The 11,484-nt window shown below is 39.0% G+C and carries 11 protein-coding genes; 9 read left to right on the top strand and 2 right to left on the bottom strand.

Features of this window, described 5'->3' with window-relative positions:
• The first annotated feature begins 35 nt into the window (after nt 1–35).
• The 8 genes from ACYQ35_RS08600 to ACYQ35_RS08565 all read left to right on the top strand — a co-directional run bounded on the left by ACYQ35_RS08600 (nt 36) and on the right by ACYQ35_RS08565 (nt 9,479).
• The gene (locus ACYQ35_RS08600; RefSeq protein WP_009757408.1) at nt 36–656 is read left to right on the top strand and encodes a Spy0128 family protein; all 621 of its coding nucleotides are present in this window, start codon (nt 36–38) and stop codon (nt 654–656) included.
• Between the two features lie 10 nt (nt 657–666).
• On the top strand, nt 667–1,158 hold the full coding sequence (gene lepB, locus ACYQ35_RS08595) for a signal peptidase I (protein WP_459832316.1): 492 nt from the start codon (nt 667–669) through the stop codon (nt 1,156–1,158).
• A gap of 1 nt (nt 1,159) precedes the next feature.
• The gene (gene srtB, locus ACYQ35_RS08590) at nt 1,160–1,888 is read left to right on the top strand and encodes a class B sortase (RefSeq protein WP_459832313.1); all 729 of its coding nucleotides are present in this window, start codon (nt 1,160–1,162) and stop codon (nt 1,886–1,888) included.
• A 19-nt stretch (nt 1,889–1,907) separates the two neighbouring features.
• Nucleotides 1,908–3,932, top strand: coding sequence for a hypothetical protein (locus ACYQ35_RS08585; protein WP_459832310.1), 2,025 nt, complete (start codon nt 1,908–1,910; stop codon nt 3,930–3,932).
• A 140-nt stretch (nt 3,933–4,072) separates the two neighbouring features.
• Nucleotides 4,073–5,815, top strand: a complete 1,743-nt coding sequence (locus ACYQ35_RS08580; RefSeq protein ID WP_459832307.1) for an ABC transporter ATP-binding protein — start codon at nt 4,073–4,075, stop codon at nt 5,813–5,815.
• Nucleotides 5,808–7,697, top strand: coding sequence for an ABC transporter ATP-binding protein (locus ACYQ35_RS08575; protein ID WP_459832303.1), 1,890 nt, complete (start codon nt 5,808–5,810; stop codon nt 7,695–7,697). Before ACYQ35_RS08580 ends, ACYQ35_RS08575 begins: the two co-directional genes overlap by 8 nt.
• Nucleotides 7,698–7,717: 20 nt before the next feature.
• A complete protein-coding gene (locus tag ACYQ35_RS08570) occupies nt 7,718–8,749 on the top strand; it encodes a 3-deoxy-7-phosphoheptulonate synthase (protein ID WP_459832300.1) in 1,032 nt (343 codons plus the stop codon).
• A gap of 85 nt (nt 8,750–8,834) precedes the next feature.
• Nucleotides 8,835–9,479 carry a cytidylate kinase-like family protein gene (locus tag ACYQ35_RS08565; RefSeq protein WP_009757401.1) on the top strand — a complete coding sequence of 215 codons (645 nt, stop codon included), beginning with the start codon at nt 8,835–8,837 and terminating at the stop codon, nt 9,477–9,479.
• 37 nt (nt 9,480–9,516) lie between these two features.
• On the opposite strand, the gene ACYQ35_RS08560 is transcribed toward ACYQ35_RS08565, so the two are convergent.
• Both ACYQ35_RS08560 and ACYQ35_RS08555 read right to left on the bottom strand, forming a co-directional pair.
• Nucleotides 9,517–10,581 carry an FUSC family protein gene (locus ACYQ35_RS08560; protein WP_009757400.1) on the bottom strand — a complete coding sequence of 355 codons (1,065 nt, stop codon included), beginning with the start codon at nt 10,579–10,581 and terminating at the stop codon, nt 9,517–9,519.
• Nucleotide 10,582: 1 nt separating this feature from the next.
• A complete protein-coding gene (locus ACYQ35_RS08555) occupies nt 10,583–11,029 on the bottom strand; it encodes a MarR family winged helix-turn-helix transcriptional regulator (RefSeq protein ID WP_459832295.1) in 447 nt (148 codons plus the stop codon).
• A gap of 159 nt (nt 11,030–11,188) precedes the next feature.
• Here ACYQ35_RS08555 and ACYQ35_RS08550 point away from each other — a divergent pair, with 159 nt between their 5' ends.
• Nucleotides 11,189–11,482 (top strand): rhodanese-like domain-containing protein, encoded by a 294-nt coding sequence (locus tag ACYQ35_RS08550; RefSeq protein ID WP_009757396.1) that lies wholly within the window; start codon nt 11,189–11,191, stop codon nt 11,480–11,482.
• Nucleotides 11,483–11,484: the final 2 nt, after the last annotated feature.

Here is an 11,484-nt window from a genome sequence, read left to right as displayed (position 1 = left end):
CTTTATAATACGAGGAGATAGAGCAGGGTGAATCTATGGAAAAGGTAAATAGAAATAAAAGGAAAAATCGGAAAATATTTTTTGCATTCTGTATTCTGCTTTTATCAGTTATATGTATGGGAGGTCTTAGAACAGAGGCGGAAGAAAATAAAATACCATTAAATCTTGAGATAGAAAATGATATCGGGCTCAAAGCAGGGACAGATAAAAATATAGGTCAGGACATACCGTTTGTGTTTGAGATTATTCCGGAAGAAGCGAAAAATCCGGTTCCGCCAACAAGAGAAGTGAAAATTATCGGCGCAGGTAAAGCGGCATTTAAGACGATTTATTTTACAACTCCCGGAAACTACAAATATATCATTAGACAAAAAACAGAGGGAAATAAAAACTGGAACTTAGATAATAGAGAATACAGAGTAAATGTATCCGTAAAAAAAGCGGAAAATAACAGACTTTCATTGAGTGTATGGGGATTTATTAAAGGTTCTGATGAGAAAGCAGATGTTTTCCGGTTTGAAAATTTTTATCGGGGAAAAACAGGGACTCCTCACCCGATAAAAACAGGTGATGAAAGCCATGCAGAGCCGGCAATTTTAGTATTGCTGGGAGCAGGAGCGGTAATAACGTGTATCATTGCCAAAAGAAAACATTAAAGGGGCGGACATGGAGAATAAAAAGTTAGTTGTATATTTTTTGATAAAACTGGCAATTGTCTTTGCGGTAGTGGTGGCAATGTTTACCTTAGTATTCGGAGTGCTTTTTTGTAAAGGAGAAACAATGTATCCCCGCCTTCGTGATGGAGATGTCGCAATTTATTATCGCCTGACTACAGATTATCAGGTGGGAGATGTGGTGGTATTTGAAAGCGGCGGACAAAGTATTGCTGCCCGTATCGTTGCACGTGAAGGGGATACGATAGAATTAGATAAGGAAGGGCGGTTGCTTGTGAATGGGAATATCCAGCAGGAAGAGGTCTTCTTTCCTACTGAACCTATTGCAGGGGGAATTACTTATCCGTACAGGATAGAGAAAGACAGTTTTTTTCTGCTTTGTGATAATCGCCCGGCAGCAAGTGACAGCCGATTTTTTGGAGCGGTTTCTCAGAAGAAAATCAAAGGAAAAGTAGTCAACCTTTTTAGAAGGAGAGGAATCTGACATGCGGGTACAAACATGGATAAGGGCGGCGGATAAAGTGGTAAACTGCATAATCTGGGTATTGATTTGTATACTGCTTTTGTATAGCGGATTGGGTTTGTGGGATACATACAGCGTCTATAGAGGCGCTGAAAACAGTGAACTGATATATAAATATAAACCTTCAGGCGAAGGGGCAAATCCATCGCTGAAAGAATTACAAAAACTGAATCCAGATGTCTGCGCATGGCTGACTGTGGATAACACAAAAATCGATTATCCGATAGTGCAGGGAAAAACAAACATGGAGTATATCAATAAAGCGGTAGATGGAAGTTTTTCGCTATCAGGCAGTCTGTTTCTGGACTATCGCAATGAACGGAATTTTCACGATTTCTATTCTCTGATTTACGGGCATCATATGGCGGGCAATGTTATGTTTGGAATTTTGCCGTCTTTTCAGAAAAAAGAATTTATTGAAAGTCATACTTCGGCAACTCTCTTTCTTCCGGACAGTACGAAAAAAATTGAAATTTTTGCCTGTGTCTACACAGACGCTTATGATAGTATTGTATTTAATCCGAAGTGCAATGATGCAGATGCGCGCACAAAAGTGTTGAACAGAATACGGGAAAAGGCGGTCCGATACCGTGATACGGAGTTAAAAGATGGAGACAGAATCGTGGGGTTTTCAACATGTTATAACACAACTACAAATGGAAGAATAATTGTTTTTGGAAGATTGAAATAATTTTTAGGAGGACGAAGTATTGAGAGCAGAAAAGGGTATTCAATCGGAATGGATTGAAAGAATGTCTAAACAGGTTGGCCTGTTAAGCCTGTACCAGGATAAGTTTGAAGTTTCATACTTGAATGAATTATTAATTACAGAGTTAAAATACAAAAACTTGGGAGATTTTAAAACACATATTGGCAATTCTGTATTAGAAATCGTTCACCCGGAGGACTTGGAAGAATTTCGCAGATTTTTGTTATTGAAAACGGAATACCCGGAAAATCCTAAGTTTAAATGTCGTCTCAGATGCAAGGATAACAGTTTCACATGGTATGAGGTGTCGCGCGTTCACTGCGTGGGACGGGAACAAAAACCAATGCTTTTATGTACTCTGATAAATGTTTCGGGATATATGAAATTTCCAAAAAAAATGTATCAGGCAGCAACTCTTCAAAACGGGGAAATCGTAATCCGAATTGAAGTTGAAGAAAAGACGGCGTACATTCCGGTAGAGTTGGCTGCGAAATATAATCTTCCGGAAAAATTTTTAAATATGCCATACAGTCTGATAGAATCAGGATATATTTTGGACGAGAGTGTTGTGGACTATCTGAAGTTTTATGGAAAGATAGTGAAGGGGGAAGAAGGTACAGTAGAAGTACAGTCGAGAGGGATAGACGGTGTTACAAGATGGCTGTACGGAAAATCTGTCGTTAAATGTAATGAAGAGGGGAAGGCGGTGACAGCCGTTGTGTCCTTCCTCGATATTACGGAAAAAAAGAAAAAAGAGATAAAGATAAATAGACTGCAGCAGTCGGAAATGTTTTTTAAGAAAGCGGCTGAACTGTCTGAGAGAATTATTTTGAAATACGAATTTCATACAGACTGTTTTATCCCGGTTACGGGAAGAGCCGGTAAAATATTAGAAAAATTTCCTGAATCGTTATCACCGCTAAAAATCGTCAATGCGCAATTTATAGAAGATGAATATTTGTGGGAAGTACATAGGGCATTTTACAACATGAAAAAGGAAGCAAGAGACGGCAGTCTGTGTGTGAGGATAAAAAGTTTAAGCGCAGAGAAGCGGTGGAAATGGTATAAGTTCACATACTATGTAATAGTTGACAGTGAGAAACAACCGACTCATGCAATTATATTTTGTGATGATATTACAAAAATGAGAAGCGGAGAACTGGCAGAACAGTGTTTGGAGAATAATTTAAACAGAAAAAGTCAAAAACCGGTTTTTAATCTGGTCTATAATCTATCGTTAGATGCATTTGAGAAGAGTGAGGGAATGGTTCCGGGTTATTACGCAGATGGTGTTATCGCTTCATATTCTAAAGCGTTTGACTGGATCTGCGGGCAGGTGCTCCCTGAATATCGCGAAAAATTCCGAAAATGTTTTTCAAAAAACATACTTTTGAAAAAAGGCGAGGACAGGGGAGAGGAAATTTTCCCGGTTAAATATAAAGAGCGCACGCTTTCTGTAAAAGCAGCGTATCAGGTATTCAAAGATGTGTATACGGAATCGCTTATCATCTGGATTCAATGTCAGGAAACTGATGCGGGAACGACAGAAGCGGTGAAAACAAATATAATCTGCAAAGGTATTTATATACGCACATTTGGTCATTTTGATATTTTTATCAATGGAAAAGCAGTCCCGATACAAAATGCAAAAGCGAGAGAATTACTGGCTCTTCTCGTAGATAAAAGAGGTGGATTTATATCTGCCGAAGAGATTTTATCGGTTTTATGGGAAGATGAGCCGATGAGTACAAAAGCGTTGGCTAAAATCAGACAGACAGTGATGATTCTTAAAAATGTGCTGAAGAAATATACGGAAGAGGAAGTAATTGAATCCCAAAGAGGATTGCGGAGGCTGAATATAGATATCGTAAAGTGTGATCTGTATGATTACTTATCGGGAGCAAGCGAATATGTTTCTCTATATCAGGGAGCATATATGCCGAATTACAGTTGGGGAGAAATGATGATCCCCGAATTAAACAGGAGAAAAGTTCGATTTAGCGAGCAGGATTTTTATGAAGAGTAGAAAAAAGCCTTTAGGCGAAGAAAGGGAGAACGTGATAAATTTATTGCGTTCTCCTTTAAATTTTGTTTGATTTACAGAGGAAAAAAGTATTATAATAAATCTATTGCCATGTAAAAAAATACGATAAAGGAGGAGAAAAAATGATAAAAGAACTTTCAAAAAGCATTCGGGAATACAAAAAACCATCTGCGTTAGCACCGGTTTTTGTTTCTTTGGAAGTTATAATGGAGTGTATTATTCCATTTGTAATTGCCCGTCTTGTAAATGAGATTAAGGCAGGCTGTGAATTCAAGACAATTGCGATTTATGGCGGAATTTTAATTTTGATGGCAGGCTGTGCATTGCTTGCAGGCGCGATAGCAGGCTCTGTCTGTGCTACAGGTTCATGCGGATTTGCAAAAAACCTGAGAAAAGATATGTTTTATAAGATACAGACATATTCCTTTACCAATATTGATAAATTTTCCACTTCGTCACTTGTGACAAGGCTTACAACTGATGTGACGAATGTGCAGATGGCATATATGATGCTGATAAGGGTGGCAATCCGTTGTCCGCTTATGCTTATTTTTTCTTTTACAATGGCATTTATTATGGGAGGAAAAATGGCATGGATATTTGTTATATTAGTTCCGATACTGGCAGTGGGATTGTTTTTAATTATCCGAATGGTTATGCCGTTGTTTAAGCAGGTATTTAAAAAATACGATAAGTTGAATAATTCCATTCAGGAAAATATTAAAGGAATGCGTGTTGTAAAATCTTATGTGCGCGAAGAATATGAGAAAGAGAAATTTGAAAAGGCGGCAGATAATATCTGTAAAGATTTTACGAAGGCAGAGAAAATTTTGGCATTCAATAACCCGCTTATGCAGTTCTGCATGTATACGGTTATGATATTTGTTTTATATTTTGGCTCATATGTTATTATCACATCAAGGGGACTTGACTTAGATGTCGGACAGTTCTCGGCGCTTCTGACATACAGTTTTCAAATTTTAAACTCTCTTATGATGATGTCTATGGTATTCGTTATGATTACAATGGCAAGTGAGTCGTCAAAACGTATTATGGAAGTTTTGCAGGAAGAGGGCACAATTAAAAATCCAAAAAATCCCGTTTATGAAGTGAAAGACGGTTCCGTTGATTTTGAAAACGTCAATTTTAAATATGCGGAAACAGCCGAGAAGATGGCGCTTTCCAACATTGATTTACATATACGTTCCGGCGAGACAATCGGAGTGATTGGAGGGACGGGTTCTTCCAAATCTTCGTTGATTCAGTTGATTTCAAGATTGTATGATGCGACGGAAGGCAGCGTAAAAGTCGGTGGAGTTGATGTAAGAGAGTATGACCTGACATCATTGAGAGACGAGGTATCCGTTGTATTGCAGAAAAATGTACTATTCTCCGGAACGATTAAAGAGAATCTTCGCTGGGGAAATAAAGAGGCGACAGATGAAGAACTTGTCGAAGCGTGTAAACTGGTGCAGGCGGACGATTTTATCAGACAGTTCCCAAGACAGTATGATACTTACATTGAGCAGGGTGGAACAAATGTATCCGGCGGTCAGAAACAGAGATTATGTATTGCGAGAGCGCTGTTAAAGAAACCTAAAATTTTGATTTTGGACGACTCGACCAGTGCGGTAGATACAAAGACAGATGCGCTTATCCGTAAAGCGTTTAAGGAATTTATACCGGAAACGACAAAGATTATCATTGCTCAGCGTATTTCTTCCGTGGAGGAAGCGGACAGAATTATCGTGATGGATAAAGGAACGATTAACGCAATCGGAACACATAAACAGTTACTTGCAGAAAATGAAATTTATCAGGAAGTATATATTTCCCAGAATAAGGCAGGTGAAAAAGATGAATAAAAAGAAGAAAAAAGGTACACTTGGAAGAATACTGAAAACGTTATTTGAGTTTTATCCGGTAAGAATGCCAATCGTTTTTTTCTGCATTATTTTCAGTGCGGTTGTCAGTTCGATCCCTGCGATTTTCATGCAAAACATTATTTCTATAGTAGAGACAAGTTGGAAGACGGGAGATTGGGACGCAGTTGGTGGAAAGATTGTCACTTATGTGGGGATTTTGTTGATTTTCTATATACTGTCACTGCTTTCGGCTGTCACTTTCACGCAGATGATGGCAACGATTACACAGGGATTTTTGAAAAAACTGCGTGTAAAAATGTTCCACGGAATGCAAAACCTTCCGATAAAATATTTTGATACGCATAACCACGGTGATATTATGAGTTACTACACAAATGATATAGATACGCTGAGGCAGATGGTATCTCAGAGTATTCCACAGTTATTGATTTCATCGGTAACCGTATTAACTGTGTTTAGTATTATGTTATATTTTAGTTTATGGCTTACTCTGGTAGTTATCGTCGGTGTAGTATTTATGTTCATCGTGACAAAGAAAATCGGAGGAAATTCAGCAAAATATTTTATCCGTCAGCAGACTTCTCTTGGAAAGGCAGAAGGGTACATCGAAGAAATCATGAACGGACAGAAAGTTGTTCAGGTATTCTGTCATGAGAGAGAATGTGAGGAGGCATTTGACGAGATAAACGAAAAACTGTTTTCGGACTCGGAAAGTGCCAATAAATTTGCAAATATGCTTATGCCGATTTTAAATAATATTGGAAATGTTCTTTATGTTACCGTAGCGCTGACAGGAGGAATTTTACTGCTGGCAAAAGCGCCTAACGTCAGTTTATCCGGAATGGCAATCGGAATCAGCATTGTTGTACCGTTTTTGAACATGACGAAGCAGTTCTGCGGAAATGTCAGCCAGGTATCTAACCAGGTGAATTCAGTTGTTATGGGACTTGCCGGAGCGGAAAGAATTTTTGAATTGATTGATGAAGAGCCGGAAGAAGATGAAGGATATGTAACTCTTGTCAATGTAAGAGAGGAAAACGGAGAGATTGTAGAGTGTAAAGAACGCACGGGAATGTGGGCTTGGAAACACTCTCATCAGGAGGACGGAACGGTAACGTACACAAAACTTGCGGGAGATGTCCGTATGTTTGATGTGGACTTTGGATATGAAAAAGATAAAACGGTTTTACATAATATTACTTTATATGCAGAACCGGGCCAGAAGGTTGCGTTTGTAGGTTCAACCGGGGCAGGAAAGACAACGATCACAAATCTGATTAACCGCTTCTATGATATAACAGACGGAAAAATCCGCTATGATGGAATCAACATCAATAAGATTAAAAAGTCGGATTTAAGGCGTTCGCTCGGAGTTGTTCTTCAGGAAACAAACCTGTTTACGGGAACGGTTATGGATAATATCCGTTACGGAAGATTAGACGCGACAGAGGAAGACTGCATTGCGGCGGCAAAACTTGCGGGGGCAGATGACTTTATTACACGTCTGCCGGAAGGTTATGACACGCTTCTGACAGAAAACGGAGCAAATCTTTCGCAGGGACAAAGACAGTTGATTGCGATAGCAAGAGCAGCGGTTGCAGATCCTCCGGTAATGATTTTAGATGAGGCTACGTCCTCCATTGATACCCGAACCGAGGCGATTGTTCAAAAAGGAATGGACGCACTTATGGAAGGAAGAACTGTTTTTGTCATTGCACACCGCCTTTCTACCGTGCGAAATTCAGATGTCATTATGGTTCTCGAGCAGGGACATATTATTGAACGCGGTACACATGAAATGCTTATAGAAGAAAAAGGTAAATATTATCAGTTATATACAGGGGCATTTGAACTGGAATAACAGCGAAGGAGAGAAAAGCCATGGGAATGAAAGTAAACAAACAACTGCCTCTTCCGTCAGAGTTGAAGGAAGAATATCCTATGTCAAAGGATATTGTGGAGTTAAAAAGAAAAAGAGATAAGGAAATCAGAGATATTTTCACGGGGAAATCGGATAAATTTATTGTACTTGTGGGCCCTTGTTCGGCGGACAATGAAATTGCAATCTGTGACTATGTGAACCGCCTGTCCAAATTAAATGAACAGGTATCAGATAAATTGATGATTATTCCGAGAATTTATACAAACAAACCGAGAACAACGGGGGCGGGATATAAGGGAATGCTTCATCAGCCGGAGCCGGACAAGGCTCCCGACCTTCTCGGTGGAATAATTGCAATACGAAAAATGCATATTCATGCCATTGAGGAGAGCGGACTTACCTCGGCAGATGAAATGCTATATCCGGAGAATAGAAGTTACCTGGACGATGTATTATCTTATGAGGCGATAGGAGCGCGTTCTGTGGAAAATCAACAGCACAGACTGACAGCCAGCGGAATGGATATTCCGGTGGGAATGAAAAATCCGACAAGCGGAGACTTTTCCGTAATGATGAATTCTGTAATTGCGGCGCAGAGTTCCCACACGTTCATTTACAGGGGAATGGACGTGACAACAGATGGAAATGACCTTGCACATGTTATTTTGCGCGGTGGGGTGGACAAATACGGCACATGTATTCCAAACTACCATTATGAGGATTTAGTCAGATTGCAAAGCACATATGAGAAAATGAGCCTGCAGAATCCGGCAGCCATTGTTGATGCAAACCATTCAAATTCCAACAAACAGTTTAAAGAGCAGATTCGCATTGTAAGCGAAGTGCTGCACAGCAGAAATTATAATCCGGAGATTAAAAAGTTAGTGAAAGGGGTTATGATTGAAAGTTATCTGGAAGAAGGGTGTCAGAGCATTGCGGAGGATAGGATTTACGGGAAATCTATTACCGATCCATGTTTAAGTTGGAAGGATACGGAAATACTGATTCATAAAATCGCTGAAAATTGTTAGAAAAAATATATATAAATATAGCCTCGTGTGATATAATTAGAAATAAGAATAAATTTTCGGAATTATATAGAAGGAGGCTGAGGGTATGACTGATAATATTATCATTACAATTGGAAGACAATTTGGAAGCGGCGGACATGAAATTGGAAACAGACTGGCAACAAGACTAGACATTCCTCTTTATGACCATAATCTTGTCAAGATGGCCGCACGAGAGTTACATTTGGACGAATCGGTTGCGGAAGAGGCAGATGAGAGTATGCTTGGAAAATTCCTTTCTGCTTATGTTGTAGGTGTAGGAAGTTATACGTCCTTTATTACAAATGAAGCCGTTGTAGAGCCTGTGAGTGACAGATTGTATGCGGAGCAGACAGAGATTTTGAAGCGGCTGGCAAGAAGAAGTTCCTGTGTGATTGTAGGGCGATGCGCAGACTATATATTGGGAGATTATTCGAATTATATACATACTTTTATTTACGCATTTTGGGAAGACAGAGTCAGAAGGATTATGTCTATCTATGGAATGACTGAAAAACAGGCAAAAGAAAAAATAAGACAGGTAGACAAAGAGAGAAGATTATATTATGAAGCCCACACAGGAAGAAAATGGGGAGATATAGAATCTCACCAGGTATTGCTTAACAGCAGTCTTCTGGGAATAGACGGTACGGTGGATATATTAGAAGCGGCCTACCGAAAGAAAGTGGAACAAATAAAGAAAAGCAGATAGCAAATGGCAGGAGATTTTACTCCTGCCATTTGTCGTATTAGCATGAAACGGTTTCTTCATCTCTTTTTAAGAAAAAGTTGAATACGGAATGAAAGAGTTTATCAAATACTAACCCATATAAAGAACCGAAAGCGTTGTTAAATATTCTGAGAAAAATAGCACCGTACAGTGAAAACATCGGAACGGCGATGGCTAAAGCGCCAAAAGAGTTAAATACGGTCTGCCAGCCGTAACTTGCGGAAAGCCCTACACCGATACCTCCAATCATACCGATACAGCCATAAGCGCTTTCAGGCAAAACAGTGTATAAAACTAAGAATAAAACTGCACCGAGAATATTTCCCGGGGCACGAAATTTCACACGATATACCAAATCTTTACGAAATGGAAGAAGGACGGACATTGCGGAAATTCCGATCCACATGGCGCGTGGAATATTCAATAAGGAAGCAATCAGCAAGGCGGTAGATACGCCGAAAGTAAAGCGCAGATACCACTGAGTACGGCTGGAAGTCAAATCAAATTCTTGAAATAAATGTTTAAAATTTCTTTTATATGTGTATTTTTTGTGGTTACGGTATAAGATAAGTGAGGTCATTACAGCGCCGACCAAAAGTCCTGCCAATCGCATTTTATAGGCGTGACCGCTAACGTCATATCCCTGTAAAAGCAGATACCCCAACACGAATGTGGAGTGGTTGGACATAATAACATTGTGGCAGCCGAAAAACATTAATAAAAAGATACAGATAGCATTAATGAAAAAAGCAGGAACAGGTGAAACCATATTAGTTAAGCGGGGACCGAAAGCAAGTATGCAAAAAATTCCCAGAAGAACAGCGGAGCCGTGTGGTGTATGAATTCCCAAATCTGCCTGTCGGAATACCATGACGGACAGGAGAACAACCACACCTACAATACTGTTATCTGCCCCAAAAAGTTTCGTGTATAATGTGACAAAAAGAACACAGAAAGCAACGGTGAGAAGAATTTTAAATAAATAGATTCCCCAATGTTTCACTTTCTCCTTCGGCTCGTTTATACTCTTTAGAAGTGTTTTTGAGCCGGATTGATTTAATTGTAATTCCTGATAAAAAGTCAAATCAATTACCTCCCTTTTCTTTTAATAACAATTCGTTTGCTTCTTTAATTTTTGTGGTGAGAGATTCAAAAGAGTCATCTCCCAATACTCTTCTTAACCGATATATCGGTTCCAGGTAGTATGCGTATGTTAAATTTAATTCTTCGTTCCCCTTTTTTGTAATAAGTAAGGAATAACTTCTCTTGTCCGTCGGATTGGATTCTTTATATAGAAACTTCTTTTTTTCCAAATTCTCGATTAAACGGCTGACGGCCGATTTACTTAATCCCATTGAAGAACAAAGGTCGTGAGGTGTCAGAGGGGTATCTGACAATACTATGCGGGAAAGTAAATCAAGTTCCTGCGAAGAGGTAATCCCTTCATTTTTACTGCGTCTGATGTGCAAACTGGAAAAAAGGCGTATATCCTGCATTTTCTCTATCATTTCTGTCCAATGATAATCTTTCATTACATAAATCTCCTTGATGCATATAGTTTACAATGTGAACTATATGATATACTATGATAAAAAAACTGATTTGTCAACAAAGAAAATGTGATTTTATCACAGTAAATAAAAAGAAATTTGTTATAATAAAGAGAAAAGACGATAAAGGAGGATAAGAAAATGAATGAAACATTAATAATAGAAGAAGGGTTACAAAAACTGAATGAAACTGAGAATGCGGTACTTTTAGATGTCAGATCAACTGAGGAATACCACGAGGGACATCTGGAGGGCAGTTTAAATATTCCGATTAACCGTCTGCCAACTATTTCGCTTCCGAAAGAGACACCGATTTTTGTGTATTGCTTAAGCGGAGCAAGATCAAAAAGAGCGGCAGATTTTTTAAATAAAATAGGATATACGGCAACAAATATAGGTGGTATTGCCGGTTATCACGGAAGGTTAGTGTTATAAAG

The organism is Faecalimonas hominis (genome assembly GCF_054660755.1).
The sequence above is the reverse complement of the archived record's forward strand: the minus strand, read 5'-3'. Positions and strand labels throughout refer to the sequence as shown.

What these genes read in the sequence shown, in the direction of transcription:
- ACYQ35_RS08600 (WP_009757408.1), top strand. Translation starts at nt 36, where the DNA reads ATGGAAAAGGTAAATAGAAATAAAAGGAAAAATCGGAAAATATTTTTT.
- lepB (WP_459832316.1), top strand. Translation starts at nt 667, where the DNA reads ATGGAGAATAAAAAGTTAGTTGTATATTTTTTGATAAAACTGGCAATT.
- srtB (WP_459832313.1), top strand. Translation starts at nt 1,160, where the DNA reads ATGCGGGTACAAACATGGATAAGGGCGGCGGATAAAGTGGTAAACTGC.
- ACYQ35_RS08580 (WP_459832307.1), top strand. Translation starts at nt 4,073, where the DNA reads ATGATAAAAGAACTTTCAAAAAGCATTCGGGAATACAAAAAACCATCT.
- ACYQ35_RS08575 (WP_459832303.1), top strand. Translation starts at nt 5,808, where the DNA reads ATGAATAAAAAGAAGAAAAAAGGTACACTTGGAAGAATACTGAAAACG.
- ACYQ35_RS08570 (WP_459832300.1), top strand. Translation starts at nt 7,718, where the DNA reads ATGGGAATGAAAGTAAACAAACAACTGCCTCTTCCGTCAGAGTTGAAG.
- ACYQ35_RS08565 (WP_009757401.1), top strand. Translation starts at nt 8,835, where the DNA reads ATGACTGATAATATTATCATTACAATTGGAAGACAATTTGGAAGCGGC.
- ACYQ35_RS08555 (WP_459832295.1), bottom strand. Translation starts at nt 11,029, where the DNA reads ATGAAAGATTATCATTGGACAGAAATGATAGAGAAAATGCAGGATATA.
- ACYQ35_RS08550 (WP_009757396.1), top strand. Translation starts at nt 11,189, where the DNA reads ATGAATGAAACATTAATAATAGAAGAAGGGTTACAAAAACTGAATGAA.